The organism is Nonomuraea salmonea, from assembly GCF_042428605.1.
GTDB classification, from domain to species: domain Bacteria; phylum Actinomycetota; class Actinomycetes; order Streptosporangiales; family Streptosporangiaceae; genus Nonomuraea; species Nonomuraea salmonea.
In genome coordinates, this window is sequence record NZ_JBHMCF010000061.1 from 35,448 (window position 1) to 56,249 (window position 20,802).

The following is a 20,802-nucleotide window of genomic DNA, read 5'->3' on the forward strand; positions in this document are numbered from 1 at the left end:
TGACCTGGCGATCACCGCTGTCAACGAACGGCTGCAACTTTTCAGCAACCGGAGGACGCCCGCGGATCGCTCGGGCAGGCGGCCGGCGTCCTAACGGTGGCGGCGGACGATGACCAGGGCCACGTCGTCCTCGCGGGCCCCGAAGGCCGCGATCAGCCGGTCGGCGGCCTCGTTCACGTCGCCGCTGATCGCCGAGGCGGCCTGGCGGGCGATCTCCAGGCTGTCGTCGAGGTATTTGTCGCGGTCCTCCACCAGCCCGTCGGTGAACATCAGCACCGCCCCGCCCGGCGGCACCCTCACCCGGTCGATCCTGTAGACCTCCTCGGCCACGCCGAGCAGCAGGTTGCCGAACTTCTCGTGGTAGCGGGCCGCGCCGTCGTCCTCGCCCTCGCCGTCCAGCAGCAGCGGCGGGATGTGGCCCGCGTTGGCGATCTGCGCCTCCCCGGTGGCCGGGTCGAGCAGCATCAGGCACACGGTCGCGGTCATCCGCCGGTGGTAGCGGCGCAGCACGTCGTTGAGCAGCGCCAGCGACTGGTCCAGCTCGATCTTGCCGATGAGCGAGGCGCGCAGCGCGTGCCGCAGCTCCGCCATCACGGTGGCGGCCAGCAGCGAGTGCCCCTGCACGTCGCCCACCGCGAACAGCACCTTGCCGTCCAGCTCCAGCACCTCGTAGAAGTCGCCGCCCACCTCGACGTTGTCCACCGCCGGCTGGTAGCGCCAGGCGATGTCCAGCCCCGCCACCTGCGGCACGCGCGACGGCAGCAGGCTGCGCTGCAACGTCAGGGCGATGGCGTGCTCCTCGGCGTAGGCGCGCAGCGCCTCCACCGCCAGCGCGACCGCCTGGCCGAGCTGGCGCAGCATGCTCGCCTCGTCCTCGTCCAGCGGCGGGTGGGGCTCCAGGCCGAGCAGGACGGGCGGCCGGTCGCGCTTGGTGCGCGACATGACGGCCACGATGTCGCGCCGCGCCGGGGTGTCGGGCGCGACCTCCGACCAGTAGGCGTACGGGATGGTCAGCAGCTCCGTGCCGAGCTGCTGGCCGAGCGCCTGCTCGCCCAGCGTCTCCAGGGCGGCGGGCGGCGCGGTCCTGGTGACGGCGGCGGCGTCCGGCGGCCCGGCGGTCAGCCTGCGCGTACGCCCGTCCGGCGCGAGCGCCACCACCCCGGCGTGCCGGTCGAGGATGCGGCAGGTGCCCGAGGCGGCGATGGACAGCAGCTCGTCGAACGTCTGGGCGGCGTTCATCTCCAGCGTGAGATCGGTGAGCGCGCGCAGCCGCCCGGCCAGCCGCTCGGCCCGCTGCCGGGCGCGGTGGTAGCGCAGCGCCGCCTTCACGGTGGCGACGAACTCGTCCGGCTCGATCGGCTCGGCGAGATAGCCGTCGGCGCCCCGGTGCAGGCCGAGCGCCCGGTCGGCGGCGGTGATGGCGGCGCCGGAGATCTGGATGACGGGGATGGACGCGGTCGCCGGGTCGCTCTTGATGCGCTCGCACACCTCGTACCCGGACAGGTCGGGCAGGCGGACGTCCAGGACGACCAGGTCGGGCGACACCTCGCCGATGCGCTGCAACGCCTCCAGGCCGCCGGAGGCCTCCACCACCGCGTACCCGGCCCTGCGCAGCCAGCTCGACAGGATGTACAGCTTGGCGGGGGTGTCGTCGACGACGAGGATCGTCGCCGTGAAGGGTGCCAGGTCAGGCATGGCCGCCTCCAATCACCTGTCGGACCGCGCCGAGCAGCATGTCCCTGCGCAGCCCCTGCTTGCCGAGCACCGCGGCGGCCCCCTCGGGGTGGCGGTTCGCGACGGCCAGCGTGATCACGATCACCGGGACGTCGCGGAGCCGCTCGTCGTCGGCCATGCGCTGCAGCACGGCGGCGCCGTCCAGTTCCGGCATCAGCAGGTCGAGCAGCGCCAGGTCGGGCGTGGCCGCCGTCATCGCGGCGAGCGCCGCGGCGCCGTCGGGGGCCTCGTCGATGTGCTCGGCGAACCCGGTCAGCATGCGCCGCACCCCCGCACGGAAGTTCTCGTCGTCGTCGGCGATCAGCACGCGCCCCACCACGGGCACGTCGTCCGGCTCGTACGGCAGCCGCAGCACCGCCGTGGTGCCCGCGCCGGGCTCGCTGGTGAGGGTGAGCGTGCCGCCCATCGCCTCGGCCAGGCGCCGCGCGTACGGCAGGCCCAGCCCGGTGCCCTTGACCCGCGTCTGCTCGGGCCCCGGCACCTGGTAGAACTCCTCGAAGACGCGCTCGAGGTGCTCGGCGGGGATGCCGATGCCGGTGTCGGTCACGGTGAAGACCGCCTCGCTGGCCGCCACGTCGTGCGAGACCTCCAGCAGCACCTCGCCCTCCTGGGTGAACTTCAGGCTGTTGGCCATCAGGTTGCGCAGGATCTTGGTCAGCATCGCCTCGTCGGCCACCATGGTGAACGGCGGCGGCGGGATGCGCACGCTCAGCGTCACCCGCTCGCTGCCCTTCGCCGGCCACATCGTCATGCGCAGCCGCTCGGCCAGCGCGACCAGATCGACCGTGGTGTCCTGCGGATCGAGGCGGCCCGACTCGGCCTTGCCGATGTCGAGCAGCTCGCTGACCAGCGTCAGCAGCGTCTCGGCCGAGGAGCCGATCAGCTCGACCTGACGGGCCTGCTCGGCGCCCAGCGGCTCACCGCCCGGGCCGGTGAGCAGCCGCACCAGGCCGATGATCGAGTTGAGCGGGGTGCGCAGCTCGTGGCTGACCGTCGCCCAGAAGCGGTTCTTGGCGTCGCTGGCCTGCCGCAGCTGCGTCGACTTCTCGTCCAGCTCGGCGTAGAGGGCGACGACGCCGCGGTTGGTCTCCTCCAGCTCGGCCGACAGCTGGTTGTACAGCGCCATGACGCCCTGGTTGGTCTCCTCCAGCTCGGCGTTGAGCCGGCGGACCTCCTCCAGGGTGGCGGCCAGCACGTGGTTCTGCTGGCGCAGCTCGTCCATGGCGCTGACCGGCGCGAGGGCCTCGACCTTGGCCCGCAGCCGCGCGATCGACAGCGTGCCCCGGCCGCGCGGCAGCCGCTTGCGCAGCACCAGCCGGCCGGGACGGGCGCGATCGACGACGTCCATGAGCCGGGCGGCCAGCGTGACGCCCTCGGTGTCCTGCGCGCCGGTCGCCTCGGAGAAGCTCAGCTCGACCACCAGCTCGCCGGGATCGAGGGAGAACGTGACCAGCATGCCGGCGCCGCGCTCCATCGCGATCTCCCTGCCCAGCTCGCTGAGCGCGGTCGCCACCCTGATCTGGTCCTGCTCCGACATCTCCAGCGCGGCGGCGACCTCGCGGCCCAGCCGGCGCATGGCGTAGACGTCCTGGTCGTCGTCGACCCGGATGGTGGTCAGCCGTTCGCCGCTCACGGCGCGGCTCGTACGGCCAGCACGGTCGCGTCGTCCCTGCGGGTGCCGGCGTCCCTGAGCAGGGTGGCGGCCACGACCGCCGGGGTGTGCGCGGACAGGCCGGGGAAAGCGGTGACGTCCCAGCGCTCGGTCAGCCCGTCGGTGTGCAGGACGAGCAGGCTGTGCGGGGGGACGGCGTAGTCGTACTCGCGCAGTTTGTCGCGCTGGTGGCCGGCGATGCCCGGCAGGGAGATCATGCCCTGGCGGCCTTCGGCGTGCACGATCCAGCCCGAGACGTTGCCGAGCCCGGCATAACGGATCACGCCGGCCGCCCGGTCGAGCCGGGCGACGGACACCGCGCCGCCCCTGGTGCCGCGCAGCGCGTGATGGATGCGCTCGAGCAGCAGGACCGCGGGCAGGTCGTAATGGTCCTGAAAGACCCGCACCGCCTCGCGGGAGGCGACGGCCGCGGGCTCGCCGTGGCCGAGGCCGTCGCACAGCATGGCGATCACCGTGCTCCCGGACTCGACGTAGGCGAAGGCGTCGCCGCAGACGGCCTCCTCGCCGATCGGCCGGGCCAGCCCGCTCGCGAGCGGGACGGGGGGCGTGGTGCCCGTGGCGGTGAAGCACATGCCGACCACGGTGCCGCGCCCCAGCACGGTGTAGACGTCGTGGGCCGAGGCCATCCGTGCGATGCCGCCGAGGCCGAGGCCGAGCGTGCCCGTGGTGGAGTAGCCGTCGCGCGCCGCGCGGGACAGGTCGTGGATGCCGGGACCCTTGTCGATGGCGATCACCTCGACGGCGGCGTCCGTCTCCGGATGCGACCGGATCATCATCACGCCTTCCGCGGCGTGCTTGACCAGGTTGGAGGCCGCCTCGCTGACGGCGACGGCGACCCTGCCGCGGTCGTGCTCGTCGAAACCGCACGACTCGGCCAGCGTCATCGCGGCCCTGCGGGCCGCCCCGATGGCGCTGGCGTCCTCCACGCGGACCCAGGACTCGTCCCGGGAGCGGATCATCTGGCCCACTTGACCACCGTCACCCGCGTGCCCTCGCCCACCTTGGAGTGCAGGTCGAAGTCGTCCACCAGCCGCCGCGAGCCGCTCAGGCCCAGGCCGAGCCCGCCGCCGGTGCTCCACCCGTCGGTGAGCGCCTGGTTCAGGTCGGAGATGCCAGGGCCCTCGTCGGTGAAGGTCAGGCGCAGGCCGTCACGCAGGCCGTTGCTGACCACCTCGATGAGCACGCGCCCGCCGCCGGCGTACGTGAGAGCGTTGCGGGCCAGCTCACTGGCCGCGGTCACCAGCTTGGTCTGGTCCACCAGCGACAGCCCCACCTGCTGCGCGCTGGTGCGGACCTGCTGGCGCACGATGACCACGTCGCTGTTGCCCGCGATGGCGAGCTCGATGGGTGAGGTCACTCCTGCACCGCGGCAGCGCCGGTCTCGTCGCGTTCCTTGAGCATGGCCACGCCCTTCTCGAGGTTGAGAGCGGTACGCACGCCGCCGAGCGAGAGCCCCAGCTCGACGAGCGTGATGGCGACCGCGGGGCGCATCCCCACGACGACGGTCTCGGCGTCGAGCATCCGGGAGATGGAGGCGATGGTCGCGAGCATGCGGCCGATGAAGGAGTCGACGATCTCCACGGCGGTGATGTCGATGATCACGCCGCGGGCCCGGTTGTTCACGATCGCGTCCGCCAGGTCCTCCTGCAGCATGAGGACGCTCTGGTCCTGCAGGTCGATCTGGATGGAGACGATCAGCAGGTCGCCGAGCTTGAGAACGGGGACACGTTCCATCAGGCCTGCTCCAGCCCCACGACGACCTGCTTGTCGGCCGACCGCGTGAACCGCACGCCGCTGCGCCGCAGCGTGTACGCCAGCGCGTCGGCCAGCGTCGCCTTGGTGACGATGTCGCCGAACTCGATGCCGAGCGTGACGATCGTGTGGGCGATCTGCGGGCGGATGCCGGAGATGACGCACTCGGCGCCCATCAGGCGCGCGGCGACGACGGTCTTGAGCAGGTGCTGGGCGACCTGGGTGTCGACCGCGGGCACGCCGGTGATGTCGATGACGGCGTGCTCGGAGCCGGTGTCGACCAGGCCCTGCAGCAGCTTCTCCATGACGACCTGCGTACGGGCGGAGTCGAGCGTGCCGACCAGCGGCACCGCGAGGATGCCGTCCCAGAGCTTGACCACCGGCGTGGACAGCTCCAGCAGCTGCTCGGCCTGGTCGGAGATGATCCGCTCACGGGCGGTGACGAACGTCTCGAACGTGAACAGCCCGAGGTCGTCGATGAGGCGCGACAGCCAGATGTAGCCGCGCAGCGCCGCGGCGTCCTCCTGGGTCTCCAGCAGCGCGTAGACGGCCTCCTTGAGGCTGAAGACGACGGTGGCCGTCTCCGACGGGGTGAAGCCCTCCCTGGCCTGCGCCCTGGACAGGTCGGCGAGCAGGCCGCGCAGGTCGCTGGTGTCGGCGCCCTCGCCGAGCGAGTGCTGCAGGGCCTGGTAGACGTCGCGCAGGCGGCCGGCCAGCACACCCCGGTCGGCGCGGCCCCCGACGGTGGCGAGCGCGAGGTCGGTCCAGCGTTTGAGGATCGTCTCGTCCTGCTCGCGCAGGAGCTGTTCCATCCGGAGCCGGCCGGCGTCGGCGTGTGCGGTCAAAGTGCGCTCCCCATAGTGGGTGATTTGCGGTGGAATGGAACGAAGGGTATCGGGCTTTCCACGGTGGAACTGTCGCTTCCGCTCCGCACGCGAGGAGGGCGTCACCCCAGGGCCGCGATGGCGTCCGCGGTGGTGTCGTGGAAGGAGAGCAGTCGGTCGAGACCCATGATCTTGAAGACGTGGGCGATGTCGGGGGCCAGCCCCGCCAGCGCCGCCCGCGCGCCCGCCTCCCGCGCCCGCTGATGCGCGGTGACCAGGATCGAGACGCCGGTGGAGTCGCAGAACGTCAGCGCCGACAGATCGACCACCAGCGCGTCACCTGGCGCGAACGTCACGTCGTCGAGCGCCGCCAGCAGACGCGAAGAAGTGTGGTGGTCCAGGTCTCCTGACACGACCAGGACATGGATGCGAGCAGAATGCGGCTGGTAGGTGACGGTCAGACCGTGGTCGTGCTGCACCAAGGCTCCTGAGGGGAGGGCGGGACGGACGAGGCGGACGCCGTGGCGAACCGTGCGGGCGCCTTGGCCGAGGGGTGCGCTCAGTTTACGCACCGTGGCGTATCGATCGCCGATGGCTTGAGGTGTCGGGCCGGCAAGCGCCGCCCTGCATGGAGGGAATTGCCCTATTCTACGTACGGCCGTAGCACCGAGGCCGCACACCGGAAGTGCCAGGCCGCGGTCGGCGACCCCACGATCACCCAGCTGGCGGTGAGCCCCACGCTCGCCGCAGAGGAAAGGGTCCGCATGGCACCCGAGGACGACGGCGCGCCCGCGCCCGCGGCCGGCACGGCGATCTTCTCCGCCTTCTCCGCCGACGACGAGGTCGGCCGCGACCTGGCCGCCGTCGACTGGGCCGCGACCCCGCTCGGCCCGCCGCGGGACTGGCCGCAGAGCCTGCGCACGGCGGTCAGCATCCTGCTGTCGTCCCGCTTCTCCATGTGGATGGCGTGGGGGCCGGAGCTGACGTTCTTCTGCAACGCCGCCTACCGCCGCGACACGCTGGGCCACAAATATCCGTGGGCGCTCGGCAGGCCCGCCGCCGAGGTGTGGGCGGAGATCTGGGGCGACATCGGCCCCCGCATCGACGCCGTGCTGCGCACCGGGCAGGCGACCTGGGACGAGGCGCTGCTGCTCTTCCTGGAGCGGGCCGGCTACCCCGAGGAGACGTACCACACGTTCTCCTACAGCCCGCTGCGCGACGACGGCGGCGCGGTCGTGGGCATGCTCTGCGTGGTCAGCGAGGACACCGAGCGGGTCACCGGCGAGCGGCGCATGGCGACCCTGCGCGACCTCGGCTCCGACCCCAGCGTCGTGCGCACCGAGCAGGAGATGCTGGCCTTCGCGGGGCGGCAGTTCGGCCACAACCTGCGCGACCTGCCGTTCACGCTGACGTACCTGTTCGACGAGGACGGCCGCGCGCGGCTGGCCGCGTCGACCGGCATCGCGGCAGGCCACCCCGCGGCCCCCGCCGACGCGGCAGGAGTGTGGCCGGCCGAGGAGCTGGCGGCGGGCGAGGCCACGCTGGTCGAGCTGGACGGCGACCCGTTCCGCGACCTGCCCTGCGGCGCCTGGACGGAGCCGCCCACGCGGGCGCTGGCCGTGCCGCTGCGGCAGCAGGGCAACGCGCCGTACGGGTTCCTGGTGGTCGCGCTCAACCGCTACCGGCCGCTGAACGAGCGCTACCGCGGCTTCATCGAGCTGGCCGCCGGCCACGTCGCGGCCGGCATCGCCTCGGCCCGCAGCTACGAGGCCCAGCAGCGGCGGGCCGAGGAGCTGGCCGAGCTCGACCGCGCCAAGACCGTCTTCTTCTCCAACATCAGCCACGAGTTCCGCACCCCGCTCACCCTGATCATGGGTCCGGTGAACGAGCTGCGCGCCGCGCTCGCCGACGCCGAGCCCCAGGTGCTGCAGGACCTCGAGGTCATCCACCGCAACGGGCTGCGCCTCGGCAAGCTCGTCAACACGTTGCTCGACTTCTCCCGCATCGAGGCGGGCCGCATGCAGGCCCGCTACGAGCCGGTCGACCTCGCGGCCGTCACCGCCGAGCTGGCCAGCGTCTTCCGCTCCGCCGTCGACAAGGCCGGCCTGGTCTTCCGCGTGGACTGCCCGCCGCTGCCCGAGCCGGTCTGCGTCGATCGCGAGATGTGGGAGAAGGTCGTCTTCAACCTGCTCAGCAACGCGCTGAAGTTCACCTTCGACGGCTCCATCACCGTCGCCGTCACCGCGCGTGACGGGCAGGCCGAGGTGACGATCTCCGACACCGGCATCGGCATCGCCGCCGACGAGCTGCCCCGCCTGTTCGAGCGCTTCCACCGCATCGAGAGCGGCCGTTCACGCTCCAACGAGGGCAGCGGCATCGGTCTCGCGCTCGTCCAGGAGCTGGTGGGGCTGCACGGCGGCACCATCACCGCCGCCAGCGCCGAGGGGGCGGGCACCACCTTCACCATCCGGCTGCCGTTCGGCTCCGCGCACCTGCCCGCCGGCAGCGTCGTGCCCGCCCGCGCGGGCGAGCCGGTCCCCGCACTCGGGAACGCGTACGTGCAGGAGGTCATGCGCTGGCTGCCCGAGGACGACCCAGCCGGTGAGCTGCCCGCCGACGCCCGCTCCGCGGCGCCCGGCGACGGCGCGCCGCCCCGGGTGCTGGTCGCCGACGACAACGGCGACATGCGCGAATACCTCGTCAGGCTGCTCAGGGGCGCCGGTTACCAGGTCAGCGCCGTCGGTGACGGCCTGCGCGCCCTGGACGCCGTCCGCGCCGACGCGCCCGACCTCGTGGTCAGCGACGTCATGATGCCGCACCTCGACGGGCTCGCCCTGGTCGCGGCGCTGCGCTCCGACCCTCGTACGGCCGGGGTGCCGGTGCTGCTGCTGTCGGCCCGCGCCGGGCAGGAGGCCGCCATCGAGGGGCTGTCGGCGGGCGCCGACGACTACCTCGTCAAGCCGTTCTCCGCGGCCGAGCTGCTGGCGCGGGCCAGGGCCAACGTGGAGCTGGCGCGGATGCGCAACCACCACGCCCGCTGGCGCAACGCCATGATCGACTCGTTGCAGGAGGCGTTCTTCGTCACCGACGAGGACGGCGCGGTCATCGAGATCAACGCGGCGTTCACCGACATCCTCGGCTACGGGCCCGACGGCCTGCCGTACGCCCCGCTGCACCCGTGGTGGCCGGACCAGGACGCCGACCCGCAGGGCCACGCGCTGGTCGCCGAGCTGTTCGGCCGGCTCGTCGGGGAGGGCAGGGGGAGCGGCGTCATCCCGGCCGTCCACCGCGACGGCCACCAGGTCTGGATCGCGGTCACCTTCAACGAGGTCACCGACCCCGACACCCGCCGCCGCCGGGTCGTCGGCACGCTCCGCGACGTCACCGCCGAGCACTACCTGGTGCAGCGCGAAAGCGCGCTGGCCGCGCTCAGCATGCGCGCCTCCCAGGCCGACAACCTGGCCGGGGCCCTCTCCGGCGGCCTCGCCGCCCTCCAGGAGGTCTGGCGCGCCCGCCAGGTCCTCGCCGCCCTCTGGGCCGGCGCGGAGGCACCACTTGCTCCCGTCGAGGGGCCGCCCGTTGTCGTAGGTGTTCCGGACGGCGAAGGCTGGGACGAGCTGCCCGAGCAGCTTCAGGGGGCGCTGAGCGGGCTGCGTGAGCAGCCGCCGCTGCGGCCGGTCGCCACCGAGACCGATGGTGCCGGCATCACCCTCGAACATCCCGAGGGGCTGCTGGCCGTGTGGGTGGATCTGGGACAGAACCGGCCCTTCTCCGCCGAGGACCAGACGATGCTCGCGCTGCTGGCCGGGCACCTCGGGCAGTTGCTGCACCGCGTGCACCAGCTCGACCAGCAACGCGAGGCCGCCGTGGCGTTGCAGCGGGCCATTCTCGGCCCGTCCACGCTGCCCGACGGTTTCGCCGTCCGGTACGAGCCGGCCGGCCGTCCCCTTGAGGTCGGCGGCGACTGGTACGACATCGTGCCGCTGGCCGGCGCCCGCATCGGCATCGTCGTCGGCGACTGCGTCGGCCGCGGGCTCGGCGCCGCCGCCGTCATGGGCCAGCTGCGCAGCGCCTGCCGCGCCCTGCTGCTGCAGAACTCCAGCCCCGCCCAGGTGTTCACCACCCTCGACAGGTTCGCCGCCCTCATCCCCGGCGCCAAGTGCACCACCGTCTTCTGCGGCGTGCTCGACACCGCCACCGGCGACCTCGTCTACGCCAGCGCCGGCCATCCCCCCGGCATCCTGGCCCGCGCCGACGGCGGCACCACGCTGCTGGAGGGCGGCCGCTCCACGCCGCTCGCCGTCCGGCCGGCCCGGCCCCGCACCGAGGCGACGTGCACGATGCCGCCCCGCTCGACCCTGCTGCTCTACACCGACGGCCTGGTCGAGCGGCGCCGCCGGCCGCTGACGGCGGGCATCGACCAGGCCAGCGCCGCCGTCCAGGACGGACGGTCCACCCCGATCGAGGACCTCGCCACCGACGTCATGGCCAGGCTCGCCCCCGACGGCGGCTACAGCGACGACGTCGCCCTGCTCCTCTACCGGCAGCCCGCGCCGCTGGACGTCGCCTTCCCCGCCGAGTCCAGCCAGCTCGCCCCCGTACGCTCGGCGCTGCGCACCTGGCTGAGCCGCTGCCAGGTCACCTCGGCGCAGGCGCAGAGCATCCTGGTCGCCGCCGGCGAGGCGTGCGCCAACGCGATCGAGCACGGCCACCGCGACAGCCCGGGGGAGACGATCCGGCTGCGGGCGGTGGCGACCGGCGACGACGTCCGCCTCACCGTCGCCGACACCGGCCGGTGGAAGGCGCCGCAGCCGGAGGCCAACTCCCACCGCGGCCGTGGCGTCGCCCTCATGCGCGCCCTCATGCAGGAGGTCACCATCCAGCCCGGCGCCGCCGGCACCATCGTCGACATGCATGCGAGGATCGCCCGATGACCGCACCCCTGAGCCTGGTCACTTCAGAGCTGCCCGACGGCACCCCCGTGCTCGCCGTCACCGGCGAGGTGGACATGAGCAACGCCGCCACCCTGGACGACGCGCTCACCAGGACGTCGGGCCTCACCGTGCTGGTGGACCTGAGCGCGGTCGAGTACCTCGACAGCGCGGGACTGACCGTGCTGTTCTCCCATGCCGGGCGGATCAGGGTGGTCGCCAACCCGCTGCTGGAGCCCGTCCTGGAGATCTCGGGCCTCGTGGACGTCACCACCGTCACCAGGAGCGAGGACGACGGCTGACCGCGGCACGGAGAAGGGCCGGACCCGAGCGGGGTTCGGCCCTTGTTCAGCTCATGTGAGCTGCGGCTGCACGCTTAGAGGGTGGCCCTGGCGGAGGCCTTCCACGTGTTGCAGGCGGCGGGGGAGCCGCTGTTGAAGCCGCGCGTCATCCAGTTCGCCTGGGTGGGGCCCCTGCCGTGGTCGTTCTGCGGCCAGCCCTTGGCGCCGTTCTTCCTGAACCAGTCCACGGTGTAGTCCCACTCGCGGTCGGTGAAGTCCGGCTGGCCCTGCAGGGTGGACATGAACACCGCGGAGAAGCACTCGGCCTGCAGCTCGGAGCGGCGCGAGAGCGCCAGCTGCTGCGACTTGCTCGCCCTGGCGCGGGCCGTCCAGTAGTAGCTCCAGATCTTGGAGATCTGCTGCACGTGGTGGCCGTACTCGTGGGCGACGAGCCGCGTGATGCCCAGCGGGAACGGCTGGCGCAGCTGCGTCTTGCTGATCCACATGTACATCGTGCGGTCGGCGGAGCAGTAGACCGCCTCGGCGCCGGCGTTCCACTTGCCGCAGGGCGTGTTCACCTTACGGGTGACGATGCGCAGCCGCGGCTTGGAGAAGGGCAGCCTCGCCTTGCGGAACTGGCGGGACCACGCGTTGTTCAGGCAGGTGGTCACGCGCGTCAGGAACCGCTTGTACGCGGCCGTGCTGCCACGGGGCAGCGAGCCCGGCCGGCAGTTCACATCGGCGAAGCGCCCGGACCGGTAGATCCGGTTGGCGGTCGCCAGCGACTTGTTGGCGAGCGCGGCGCTGCTCTGCGCGGCGCTGTTCACGGCCGCCGGGGCCGGGACCGCCTGCGCAGGAGCCGGCAGTGCCTGCCGGCTCACCGCGGCGGTGGAGGCCGAGGTGGAGGCCGAGGCGGAGCCGGCCATGACGAACACTTGCGAGGACGCGGCCACGGTGAGGGCCACGCCCGCGGCCGCGATGGCCGCGAGTCTGGAATGAGGAAGGTTGTTCATATGTGCCCAAACAGTAGGTCAAGTTATGGCAGGTTGGGGCGAGATTGACAAAATATGTACAAAGAGGCTCACGATGCGTAGGGGGCGGAGGGGTTTAGGGTGCTGCGCCATGGGCACAGATCATTGGCTGACCGACACCCGCGACTCCTACGACACCGTCGCCGAGAGCTACGCCGCGTACGTGCGTGACGCCATCCCCGAACGTCCGTATCTGCGCCTCCCGCTGGAGCTCTTCGCCGAAAGCGTGCGCGCGGTCGGTGGCGGCCCGGTGGCGGACGTCGGCTGCGGCTCCGGCCACGTCACCGCCCACCTCGACCGCCTCGGCGTCGCCGCGTACGGCCTCGACCTGTCGCCCGCCATGATCGACCTGGCCCGCCGCGAGCACCCCGGGCTGCGCTTCGAGGCCGGCTCGATGACCGAGTTCGACGCCGAGCCCGGCTCCCTGGGCGGCGTCATCGCCTGGCAGTCCCTGATCCACCTGCCCGACGACGAGGTCCCGGGCGTGCTCGCCCGCTTCCACCGCGCGCTGCGGCCGGGCGCGCCGCTGCACCTGCTGTTCCACATGGGCGGCGACGTACGGCTCAAGACGCGGGGCTACGGCGGGCACCCGATGAAGGTCCGCGTCCACCGCCGCGACCCCGGGCAGGTGACCGGCTGGCTGCGTGCGGCCGGGTTCGAGATCGAGGCCCAGCTGCTGCTGGAGCCGGACGGCGAGCAGCCGCAGGCGTTCGTCTTCGCTCGCAGGCCGGCCTGACGCGCGCGTCGGGCAAGCCGTCCTCACCTCCCTTCGGCGCCGGCGATTTTTACTCAAGGCGATATATCGCGCGTTCTGTGGGTAGCGGAGGCTTCTCGCACACTCATGGAGGAAAAGCGATATGGGTTGGAGCTACCGGAAGTCCAAGAAGTTCGGCCCGTTCCGGCTGAACCTGTCCCGCCGCGGTGTGGGGCACAGCTGGGGCAACCGGCTGTTCCGCGTCACCCGGTCGGCGGACGGACGCCGTACGTTGTCGATCAACCTGCCCGGCGGCCTGCACTGGCGCAAGACCATCGGCAGCAGCCGCTGACACGTCGTGAGGGGGCGGGCTCCGGCCCGCCCCTTTACCGTGTCCGCCTTTACCGTGTCCGCCTTTACCGGGCCCGCCGTTTCACCGCCTCCGCTCGGGGAAGTCGGCGGCGGGAGGTGACCGCCATGCGGAAGCACGGATACGAGGGCGACGACGACGGGCGCGTCCGCGGAGGCGCGCCGCACCTGACCGGCGGCGGGCACCCCGGGACGCCCATGCAGGACGACGGGCCGACCTACGGGGTGGGCGCCGGCGGGCGGCCGCTGTGGAGCGAGCGTGACCGCGACAGCGAGCGCATCCACGCGCTGCTGCGCCGGGCGGGCTGCGCCGGTTTCATCGTCTCGGCCGGGGACGCCGGGTTGTTCCTGGTGACGTGTACGGACCCCTACCCGGCGGCGACCGGCCGCATCACGACCTGCGTGCAGGCGCTGACCAGGGCCGGGATGGCGGTGGCGCCGCTCGTGGGCGACTCGCGCACCTTGCAGGTCAGGGTGACGACCTGAGCGTCAGGCGTCGGATGAGCGCCAGCGGCGCAGGATGGCCTCGTCGTCGCGGTCGCCGTGCCAGGACGCCTTCTCGTCGATCGCGTGCGGCAGCCACTCCTGATAGTCGGGCGCCTCGGGGGTGATGTCACGGGTGCCGTCGACGTGGGTGCCGTCGGGCAGCACGGTGGCGGCGGGGACGCGGAGGACGCCGCCGGCCAGCAGAATCGCGGTCATGTGCTTCATCCCCTCCGTGTGATGCCGCGTGTGATGGCGGGCACTTCGATCACCACAGTCTCGTACCCCAGCATAGCGGCCGGATGCGCCGCCGCCGGGAGCCGTTCGTTCAGCCGATGCCGTACCGCCTGGCGAACCAGGTGTAGACCTGCTGAGCGGTGTGCTCGTCGTCGAAGAGCTGGATCAGCCGCCGCGCCCGCCGCACCAGCACGCACGCGAACGCCTCGGCGTACAGCTCGGTGACCGTCTCCCGGTACGGCGGCGCCAGGTAACGGGCGCTCCTGGCATGCAGGTGCAGCCAGAACGGGCTCTGCGACGGCATGCCGTCCATGTCGTCGGTGGCATGGCCCAGCTCGTGCGCCGCCACGCTCGCCGACGGCGACGGCACGCTGCCGACCCCGATGACGCGCCGCGCCGGGTCGTAGACGCCGGCGCTGCGGTCCCACCAGCCCTGCTGGACGGGCAGCGAGGTGCCACGCAGGTGCTCGAACCCCGGTAAGTCCGGCACCGAGCCCGGCCCCACGATGATGCCGCCGTGGAGATGGCCGGCCAGCCGGGTGCCGAGGACGCGCGGCACCGCCGAGAACGTCATGATCGCGAGCAGGGTCTCGGCCGGCGGGAACGCGCCAGGGTCCCACGCCCTGCGCACCCGGTCCTCGAGCGCGCCGACATGGAGCCAACCCGGCCGTCCCCTGCTCTGGCTGGCCACTCACGTTCCCTGATCATCGCTCTTGCACCGGCGCAGGGCGGGCCGGCGGGGGAGCGCCCCGCCGGCACACCCGGCATTTGATCAAGAACCTTATCCATACGCGAGCCGCGCCGCATCTCGGCCCCTCCGGCTCAGCGGGTGACGCTGCAGGCGTCCCTGTTGAGCGAGATCCGGCTGGGCAGCGAGCTGTCACCCGTGTGACTCACGAGGTAGCCCATCGTGACGCTGGCGCCCGGCGCGATCGCGGCGTTGTGGGCCGCGGACGCGGCGGTGACCATGTCACCTGACTGGGTGAGGTCGGTGTTCCAGTCGGAGACGACCTGCTGGCCGCGCGGCAGCGGGAAGCGCAGCGTCCAGCCGTTGATCGGGGCGGCGCCGGTGTTGGTGATCGTGAGGTCCACGGTCATGCCGGTGCCCCACGCCTGCTTGACGTACCGGACGTGGCACGTCGGCGTCGCCCGCTCGAACGTGACGCGGTGCAGGCCGCCGGGCAGGTCGTTGACGACGTACAGCTCGCCCTCGGGCGTCGCGCCGAACGCGGTGACCTGCGTCGGCGTCTGGCCGAGCTCGGCCTGCTGGTAGCCGCCCTCGCCGTCCTCGCGCAGCGCCCACACCGTGGAGGAGCAGTAGTCGGTGGCGATGTAGGTGCCGCCGACCAGGTCGGCGAACTGCTCGCCCCGATACACCTCGCCGCCGATCACCGCGCAGCCGCCGGTGTGCGGCGAGTAGGTGAAGACGGGCTTGGTGTACGTCTCGTCCGGGCGGCACTGCGCCTCGTCGAACACCTCGAAGCCCTCGAAGCAGGACCAGCCCAGGTTCGCGCCCGCCTGGTCGCCCGGCTTGACGTGGTTGATCTCCTCCCAGCGGCCCTGGCCGACGTCGGCGATCCACATCGAGCCGCCGGCGTGGTCCACGGAGAAGCGCCAGGGGTTGCGGCCGCCGTACATCCAGATCTCGCCCCGCGCGCCCGCGACGCCCGCGAAGGGGTTGTCGCCGGGCACGCAGTACGCCAGGTCGCCGCAGGTCCTGCTGACGTCGATGCGCAGGATCTTGCCGAGCAGGGTGTCCAGGCGCTGGCCGCTGTCGAACGGGTCGCCCGAGCCGCCGCCGTCGCCGATGCTCATGTAGAGCATGCCGTCGGTGCCGAAGGCGAGGTCGCCGCCGTTGTGGTTGGTGTTCTCGCCGTGCTCCTGGGCGAGCAGCGGGTCGAGGCTCTCGTCGTCCATGTCGTACCTGGCGAGGGTGACCGCGCCGTCCGGCAGCGCCGTGTAGGCGAGGTACAGCTCGTGGTCGTCGGCGAAGCCGGGGGAGAGCGCGATGCCGAGCAGGCCGCGCTCGTTGCCCGACTCGTCCACTGATGAGGTGATGTCGATGATCGGGTCGGGGGCGAGGCCGGTGTCGGGGTGGTAGACGCGTACGGTGCCGCGCTTCTCCACGATGAACAGCCGGTCCGTGCCGTCGTCCGGGGCGGCGATGGCGACGGGGCGGCGCAGGCCGAAGGCGACCTGGGTGGTGACCGCGTTGATCTCCTCCAGCGGCACCTCCGGCGCCGCGCTCGCGGCGGCCTGCGGCGGGGTGCCGACAGCGAGGAGGGACAGGGCGAGCAGCGTGGACGCGGCCCAGCGTTTTCCTGGCATGCCGGGACGGTATAAGATCATCCGCCGCCGTTACCAGGGTCGCGATCAAGACGCGCGGTGCCTTGCCGGACCCCTTCGCTGACCTGCGGCGATACGGCTGCTCCTGCCGCGGGCCGATGAAACTTACATCGCGGGGGAGCGGGGCCTCACGCGCGACGGCAGGTCGGCCAGCACGGCGTCCGCGGCGCGCCGGCCCGACACCAGGGCGCCCTGCAGCGAGCCGGTGTCGCGGTGGTCGCCGCACACGTACCGTCCGGAGCGCAGGCGTACCGGCTTGCGCAGCGGGTGCGGCGGCGGCATCGCGGGCAGCGCGGCCGGGATCGGGTAGGTGGCGACGTGCTCCCAGCCGGACGTGTCGCCGTAGATCTCGCCCAGCCGCCGCAGGACCGTACGCTCGTCGACGTCCAGGCCGAGCACCGAGGTGGACACCAGCGCCCGCCCGTCCAGCGAGTACTCCGGCGCGGCGTCGGTGACGACCAGGGTGTCGGTGATGACGCCGGTGGCGTCCACGATCTGGGTCGGCTCGCCCATCGGCGAGCGGGGAGCGGCGTGGTAGAAGGTGGTCACCGCGCGCATCGGCGGCGCCTCGATCTCCTCCAGCAGCCGTGCGGCCGTGTGCGGGTCGGCGGCCACGACGACGGCCGGGCCGCTGATCGTGGTGCCGTCCGCGAGCCGCACCCCGCCGTCCGTCACCTCCTCCACCCGCGCGCCGAGCGTGACGGTGCCGGGCGGCAGCCGGTCGGCGAGCTGGCGGGGGATCTCGCCCATGCCGTGCGCGGGCAGGCCGATGGTGCCGCGCGCGAACGACCGCCACAGCAGGTGGAAGACCCGGCTGGACGTCTCCAGCTCGCGTTCGAGCAGCACGCCGGCCAGGAAGGGACGCATCAGGCAGTCGATCATCTTGGGGGACATGCCCCAGGCGCGCAGCTCCTCATCGGTACGCCGCTCGGCCCCTTCGCGCAGCACCGAGGCAGGCAGGGCGAGGTCGCGGCCGGTGACGGCGGACAGCACGGCCTTGTCCTTGAGCGTCCCGACCCCGGCCATCAGCGCGCTGAACGCGTGCCCCGGGTGCCGCCACGGCAGCATCACCCTGGCCTCGGCGGTCCTGCCCCGCACGATCACCCCGGAGGAGAACGGGCGCAGGTCGAGCGCGCCGATGTCGAGGACGCGGCGGGCCTCGGGGTAGGAGCTGATGAACACCTGGTAGCCGCGGTCCAGCCGGAACCCGGCCACGAGGTCCGTACGCACCCGGCCGCCGACCCCGTCGGACGCCTCCAGCACCCGCACCGGCACCCCGGCCTCGTGGAGGCGGAGGGCGCAGGCGAGTCCTGCCATTCCGGCGCCGACGACGATGACGGGCTCTCGCGTTCCCCGGTCGCTGTCCATGCGGGGCCTCTGCCCGCGCGTGCCGCCGTCCAACATTCCTTACGAATCTACAATGTAAAGGCCCCGGGCTGGTGACGCGTCTCATCCTCTCCACCGTTCAGAAGCCCGCACCTGGGAAGACCTCCCTTCATGGGGGAGATTCCGCGTCAGGAGAGCGCCGTCATGGTGGTGGGCGGGCCGACCGTCGTCCTGGATCTGGGCGGGCTGCGGATCGTGAGCGATCCGACGTTCGACGACCCTGGTCCGCACGGCTACCTCACCAAGGTCGAGGGGCCCGCGGTCGGCGAGGACCGCCTGGGGCCGGTGGACCTGGTGCTGGTCAGCCATGACGTCCATCCCGACAACCTCGACGACCGGGGACGCGCGTTCGCGCAGGCGGCCCCGCTGGTGCTGACCACGCGCGGAGCGAGCGAGCGGCTGGGCGGTGGTGCCGTGGGGCTGGCGGCGTGGGAGAGCCGGTCGGTGCCGCGTCCGGGCGGTGGTGAGCTGGTGGTGACGGCGGTGCCCGCGGTGCACGGGCCTGAGGACGGGGAGCGGGACGCCGACGGGTTCGTGAACTGCGAGGTGATCGGGTTCGTGCTGGAGGGCGCGGGGTTGCCGACGGTGCATGTCAGCGGGGACAACGCGTCGATCCGGGTCGTGGTGCAGGTGGCGCGGCGGTTTCCGGCGGTGGACGTGGCGGTGTTGCATGCGGGGGCGGCGCGGGTACCGGGGAAGTTCCGTGACCGGCCGTTGAGTCTGGACGGCGTGCGTACGGCGGCGGCCGCTGCGATCCTGGGCGCGCCGCGGGTCGTTCCCGCGCACTACGACGGGTGGGCGCACTTCAGCGAGGGGGCGGCTGATCTGGTGAGGGCGTTCGACGAGGCCGGCTCGTCGTCGCGTCTTCACCTGGCCGCGCACGGCGCCTGGGTCCCGCTGGCTGACTGAGAGTCAGGTCGTGTGGGCGCGTTCGTGGGCCTCTCCGAGGGTGGCGCCTTCGAGGAGGGCGGTGATGCCGCCGGCGAAGCGGGGGCAGTCGGTGATGAGCTCGTGGGAGCAGGCCAGGCCGTGCTCGATGGCGGTGCGGGCCGCCTGGGCCTGGGCGATGCGGCGGTCGAGCTCGGTGAGTTTGCGTTGGTAGAGCTCGCGCCAGCCGTCGGAGGTGCGGGCGGAGGTGAAGGCGGCGATCTCCTGGAGGGTGCAGCCGACGCCGCGGAGCAGGAGCACGAGGCCGACCTGTTCGACGGCTGACGGTGGGTAGCGGCGGCGGCCTGAGACGCGGGTGGGGGCGGGGAGCACGCCGAGTTCTTCCCAGTAGCGCAGGGCGGAGGTGGCGACGCCGGTGCGGGCCGCCAGTTCGCCGATGGTCAGGTGCTGAGGCATTTGACTTCAAGCGTACTTGAAGTTGTTGACTTCGTTCATGGCGACTTTCAGGGATCGGGTGATCGCGGCGCTGGTGAGTCAGGCGCATCGCCCTCGGGGTGTGGTCGGGTGGTTGGAGGGGGCGCTGTTCGCGTACCGGCCTTCCAACAGGCGGCGGAATCGGTGGGCGGTGTCGTTGCTGGACGTGCGGCCTGCCGATCGGGTGCTGGAGATCGGGTTCGGGCCTGGGGTGGCGATCGCGGAGTTCGCGCGTCGTGCCGGCCGGGTGTTCGGGGTCGATCATTCGGCGACGATGGCGCGGCAGGCGGCGCGGCGTAATGCCGCGGCCGTGCGTGCCGGCCGGGTGCGGCTCGTGGTGGCTTCGGTGGAGCGGTTGCCGGATTTCGGCGGGCCGCTCGATGTGGTCCTCGCTGTGAACAGCGTGGGGTTCTGGCCCGATCCGGTGGATCGGCTGCGGGAGCTGCGGGGGCTGCTGCGGCCGGGTGGGCGGATCGCGCTGGTCAGCCAGCCCCGGTGCCCGGGCGCGACTCGGGAGACGACGGCACGGGCGGCGCAGGAGCTACAGGGCTTGCTGGCTGAGGCCGGTTTCGTGGGGTTCCGGGTGGAGACCCTGGAGCTGCGTCCGCCGGTGGCCTGCGTCCTCGCCGCTGCCCCGGGTGGTGAGGAGGCGCCAGGTGGTGAGGGCCAGGTGGGCGCGCATCAGGCCGGTCGGGGTGGTGAGGTCGAGGCCGAGCGTCCGGCCGAGGTGGTCGAGGCGGCGGGCGACGCTGCTGTGGTGAAGGTGGAGGAGGTCGGCGGCGCGACGGAGTGAGCCGGTGGCGCAGTAGGCGTCGAGGGTTTCGAGATCTTCTGGGGCGAGGGCGGCGACGGCGGTGACGTCGGGGTTGTCGCGGGCGGCGGCTTCCGGGATGTGGGCGAGCAGGGCCACGACGCCGAGGTCGTCGTGGTGGGTGATGGGCCGGCGGTGGGTGGTGAAGCGGAGGGCGGTGCGGGCTTCGTGCCAGGCGCGGGCGGGGTCGGGGGCGGTGCCGATGCCGGCGCGTACGCCTGCGGGGAAGCGGGTGGGGTCGAGGGTGGTGGCGAGGATGGCGCCGACGCCGGCGAGGGGTGCGGCTTTGACCGGGCGGATGGGGCAGATGGCGGTGCCGACCTGGTCGAGGGGGAGTGCGGTGTGGACGGCGGCGACGTGGAGGCGCAGGCCGGGGGCGAAGCCGAGCAGGCGCAGGGCGCGGGCTCTGGCGGCTTCGTCGGTGTCGGCGCTGATGGCGAGTTCGACGAGGGCGGGGTCGGCCATGGTGGTGCGGGCGGGGCCGTAGCGTTCGACGACGGCGGCCGCGGCGATGGCGAGGCGGTCGAGGAGGAGGTCGTCGAGGGTGCGGGGGGTGTCGTGGCGTTCGAGCCAGCAGGTGCCGATCTCTTCGTCGTCGAGGAGGATGGGGGTGCTGGTGGACGGGGGCTGCGGCGGGCCGGTGATCTGCTTGCCGTCGGGGCCGAAGCGGATGGCCTGGCCGGTGCCGTGCAGGCGGAGGCCGGTGACGCATTCGGCGAGGCCGGCTGAGGCGCGGGTGAGTGCGGGCAGGTCGACGCGGCGGCGCATGAGGGTGTCGTAGAACATGACGACCCTGATGGCGCCTCCGGCTTGGGAGTCGAGCTGGGACAGCCGTACGGCGAGAGCCTCCACGTCTGCCAGGGTATGCGCCGTTCGGTGCGTGGGGCGG

20 protein-coding genes and 1 pseudogene are annotated in these 20,802 nt (G+C 72.5%); 7 read left to right on the forward strand and 14 right to left on the reverse strand.

Annotated elements, in window-relative coordinates; genetic code table 11:
• Positions 1-90: 90 nt before the first annotated feature.
• The 7 genes from ACFFR3_RS47550 to ACFFR3_RS47580 all read right to left on the reverse strand — a co-directional run bounded on the left by ACFFR3_RS47550 (position 91) and on the right by ACFFR3_RS47580 (position 6,461).
• Complete coding sequence (locus ACFFR3_RS47550) at positions 91-1,695, reverse strand: SpoIIE family protein phosphatase (RefSeq protein ID WP_364374696.1); 1,605 nt, start codon at positions 1,693-1,695, stop codon at positions 91-93.
• Entirely contained in the window at positions 1,688-3,367 is a 1,680-nt protein-coding gene (locus ACFFR3_RS47555; RefSeq protein ID WP_345405940.1) for an ATP-binding response regulator, read from the reverse strand. Before ACFFR3_RS47555 ends, ACFFR3_RS47550 begins: the two co-directional genes overlap by 8 nt.
• Positions 3,364-4,365 (reverse strand): SpoIIE family protein phosphatase, encoded by a 1,002-nt coding sequence (locus ACFFR3_RS47560; RefSeq protein ID WP_379485326.1) that lies wholly within the window; start codon positions 4,363-4,365, stop codon positions 3,364-3,366. The genes ACFFR3_RS47555 and ACFFR3_RS47560 overlap by 4 nt, the downstream gene beginning before the upstream one ends.
• Positions 4,362-4,763, reverse strand: a complete 402-nt coding sequence (locus ACFFR3_RS47565) for an anti-sigma regulatory factor (RefSeq protein WP_345405946.1) — start codon at positions 4,761-4,763, stop codon at positions 4,362-4,364. Before ACFFR3_RS47565 ends, ACFFR3_RS47560 begins: the two co-directional genes overlap by 4 nt.
• Positions 4,760-5,140 carry an STAS domain-containing protein gene (locus ACFFR3_RS47570; RefSeq protein WP_345405949.1) on the reverse strand — a complete coding sequence of 127 codons (381 nt, stop codon included), beginning with the start codon at positions 5,138-5,140 and terminating at the stop codon, positions 4,760-4,762. The genes ACFFR3_RS47565 and ACFFR3_RS47570 overlap by 4 nt, the downstream gene beginning before the upstream one ends.
• Positions 5,140-6,003: an STAS domain-containing protein gene (locus ACFFR3_RS47575; protein ID WP_379485327.1), complete on the reverse strand. Its 864-nt coding sequence runs from the start codon at positions 6,001-6,003 to the stop codon at positions 5,140-5,142. Before ACFFR3_RS47575 ends, ACFFR3_RS47570 begins: the two co-directional genes overlap by 1 nt.
• Positions 6,004-6,104: 101 nt before the next feature.
• Positions 6,105-6,461 (reverse strand): STAS domain-containing protein, encoded by a 357-nt coding sequence (locus tag ACFFR3_RS47580; protein WP_345405955.1) that lies wholly within the window; start codon positions 6,459-6,461, stop codon positions 6,105-6,107.
• Positions 6,462-6,620: 159 nt separating this feature from the next.
• Between ACFFR3_RS47580 and ACFFR3_RS47585 the strand changes: the two genes are divergently transcribed.
• Together ACFFR3_RS47585 and ACFFR3_RS47590 are read left to right on the forward strand one after the other, a co-directional pair.
• Positions 6,621-10,916 (forward strand): SpoIIE family protein phosphatase, encoded by a 4,296-nt coding sequence (locus ACFFR3_RS47585; protein ID WP_379485328.1) that lies wholly within the window; start codon positions 6,621-6,623, stop codon positions 10,914-10,916.
• Positions 10,913-11,215, forward strand: a complete 303-nt coding sequence (locus tag ACFFR3_RS47590) for an STAS domain-containing protein (protein ID WP_364374711.1) — start codon at positions 10,913-10,915, stop codon at positions 11,213-11,215. The genes ACFFR3_RS47585 and ACFFR3_RS47590 overlap by 4 nt, the downstream gene beginning before the upstream one ends.
• Positions 11,216-11,289: 74 nt before the next feature.
• Here the strand turns inward: ACFFR3_RS47590 and ACFFR3_RS47595 are convergent, their stop codons facing one another.
• Positions 11,290-12,207 (reverse strand): neutral zinc metallopeptidase, encoded by a 918-nt coding sequence (locus tag ACFFR3_RS47595; protein ID WP_379485329.1) that lies wholly within the window; start codon positions 12,205-12,207, stop codon positions 11,290-11,292.
• 109 nt (positions 12,208-12,316) lie between these two features.
• Between ACFFR3_RS47595 and ACFFR3_RS47600 the strand changes: the two genes are divergently transcribed.
• From ACFFR3_RS47600 to ACFFR3_RS47610, 3 genes are all read left to right on the forward strand, one after another.
• Entirely contained in the window at positions 12,317-12,961 is a 645-nt protein-coding gene (locus ACFFR3_RS47600; RefSeq protein WP_345405964.1) for a class I SAM-dependent methyltransferase, read from the forward strand.
• 121 nt (positions 12,962-13,082) lie between these two features.
• Positions 13,083-13,271 carry a DUF4236 domain-containing protein gene (locus tag ACFFR3_RS47605; RefSeq protein WP_345405966.1) on the forward strand — a complete coding sequence of 63 codons (189 nt, stop codon included), beginning with the start codon at positions 13,083-13,085 and terminating at the stop codon, positions 13,269-13,271.
• A gap of 125 nt (positions 13,272-13,396) precedes the next feature.
• Positions 13,397-13,774, forward strand: coding sequence for a hypothetical protein (locus tag ACFFR3_RS47610; protein WP_345405969.1), 378 nt, complete (start codon positions 13,397-13,399; stop codon positions 13,772-13,774).
• 3 nt (positions 13,775-13,777) lie between these two features.
• Here ACFFR3_RS47610 and ACFFR3_RS47615 read toward each other — a convergent pair whose 3' ends face one another.
• The 4 genes from ACFFR3_RS47615 to ACFFR3_RS47630 all read right to left on the reverse strand — a co-directional run bounded on the left by ACFFR3_RS47615 (position 13,778) and on the right by ACFFR3_RS47630 (position 17,722).
• Positions 13,778-13,990, reverse strand: coding sequence for a hypothetical protein (locus ACFFR3_RS47615; RefSeq protein WP_364374721.1), 213 nt, complete (start codon positions 13,988-13,990; stop codon positions 13,778-13,780).
• A gap of 109 nt (positions 13,991-14,099) precedes the next feature.
• Positions 14,100-14,699 carry a hypothetical protein gene (locus tag ACFFR3_RS47620; protein ID WP_364374724.1) on the reverse strand — a complete coding sequence of 200 codons (600 nt, stop codon included), beginning with the start codon at positions 14,697-14,699 and terminating at the stop codon, positions 14,100-14,102.
• A gap of 131 nt (positions 14,700-14,830) precedes the next feature.
• The gene (locus ACFFR3_RS47625; protein ID WP_379485330.1) at positions 14,831-16,336 is read right to left on the reverse strand and encodes a PQQ-dependent sugar dehydrogenase; all 1,506 of its coding nucleotides are present in this window, start codon (positions 16,334-16,336) and stop codon (positions 14,831-14,833) included.
• 123 nt (positions 16,337-16,459) lie between these two features.
• Entirely contained in the window at positions 16,460-17,722 is a 1,263-nt protein-coding gene (locus tag ACFFR3_RS47630; RefSeq protein WP_379485331.1) for an NAD(P)/FAD-dependent oxidoreductase, read from the reverse strand.
• Positions 17,723-17,851: 129 nt separating this feature from the next.
• On the opposite strand from ACFFR3_RS47630, the gene ACFFR3_RS47635 reads away from it, so the two are divergent.
• A complete protein-coding gene (locus ACFFR3_RS47635; RefSeq protein WP_379485332.1) occupies positions 17,852-18,649 on the forward strand; it encodes an MBL fold metallo-hydrolase in 798 nt (265 codons plus the stop codon).
• Between the two features lie 3 nt (positions 18,650-18,652).
• On the opposite strand, the gene ACFFR3_RS47640 is transcribed toward ACFFR3_RS47635, so the two are convergent.
• Entirely contained in the window at positions 18,653-19,084 is a 432-nt protein-coding gene (locus tag ACFFR3_RS47640; RefSeq protein ID WP_379485333.1) for a MerR family transcriptional regulator, read from the reverse strand.
• Positions 19,085-19,121: 37 nt separating this feature from the next.
• Between ACFFR3_RS47640 and ACFFR3_RS47645 the strand changes: the two are divergent.
• A pseudogene (locus tag ACFFR3_RS47645) lies at positions 19,122-19,586 on the forward strand (class I SAM-dependent methyltransferase); the annotation flags it as partial.
• A gap of 57 nt (positions 19,587-19,643) precedes the next feature.
• On the opposite strand, the gene ACFFR3_RS47650 reads toward ACFFR3_RS47645, so the two are convergent.
• Positions 19,644-20,765: a helix-turn-helix domain-containing protein gene (locus ACFFR3_RS47650; protein WP_379485334.1), complete on the reverse strand. Its 1,122-nt coding sequence runs from the start codon at positions 20,763-20,765 to the stop codon at positions 19,644-19,646.
• Positions 20,766-20,802 lie beyond the last annotated feature (37 nt).

Coding starts and splice junctions, on each gene's coding strand:
- ACFFR3_RS47550 (WP_364374696.1), bottom strand. CDS start 1,695: ATGCCTGACCTGGCACCCTTCACGGCGACGATCCTCGTCGTCGACGAC.
- ACFFR3_RS47560 (WP_379485326.1), bottom strand. CDS start 4,365: ATGATCCGCTCCCGGGACGAGTCCTGGGTCCGCGTGGAGGACGCCAGC.
- ACFFR3_RS47570 (WP_345405949.1), bottom strand. CDS start 5,140: ATGGAACGTGTCCCCGTTCTCAAGCTCGGCGACCTGCTGATCGTCTCC.
- ACFFR3_RS47590 (WP_364374711.1), top strand. CDS start 10,913: ATGACCGCACCCCTGAGCCTGGTCACTTCAGAGCTGCCCGACGGCACC.
- ACFFR3_RS47595 (WP_379485329.1), bottom strand. CDS start 12,207: ATGAACAACCTTCCTCATTCCAGACTCGCGGCCATCGCGGCCGCGGGC.
- ACFFR3_RS47600 (WP_345405964.1), top strand. CDS start 12,317: ATGGGCACAGATCATTGGCTGACCGACACCCGCGACTCCTACGACACC.
- ACFFR3_RS47605 (WP_345405966.1), top strand. CDS start 13,083: ATGGGTTGGAGCTACCGGAAGTCCAAGAAGTTCGGCCCGTTCCGGCTG.
- ACFFR3_RS47610 (WP_345405969.1), top strand. CDS start 13,397: ATGCGGAAGCACGGATACGAGGGCGACGACGACGGGCGCGTCCGCGGA.
- ACFFR3_RS47615 (WP_364374721.1), bottom strand. CDS start 13,990: ATGACCGCGATTCTGCTGGCCGGCGGCGTCCTCCGCGTCCCCGCCGCC.
- ACFFR3_RS47625 (WP_379485330.1), bottom strand. CDS start 16,336: ATGCCAGGAAAACGCTGGGCCGCGTCCACGCTGCTCGCCCTGTCCCTC.
- ACFFR3_RS47630 (WP_379485331.1), bottom strand. CDS start 17,722: ATGGACAGCGACCGGGGAACGCGAGAGCCCGTCATCGTCGTCGGCGCC.
- ACFFR3_RS47635 (WP_379485332.1), top strand. CDS start 17,852: ATGGGGGAGATTCCGCGTCAGGAGAGCGCCGTCATGGTGGTGGGCGGG.
- ACFFR3_RS47640 (WP_379485333.1), bottom strand. CDS start 19,084: ATGCCTCAGCACCTGACCATCGGCGAACTGGCGGCCCGCACCGGCGTC.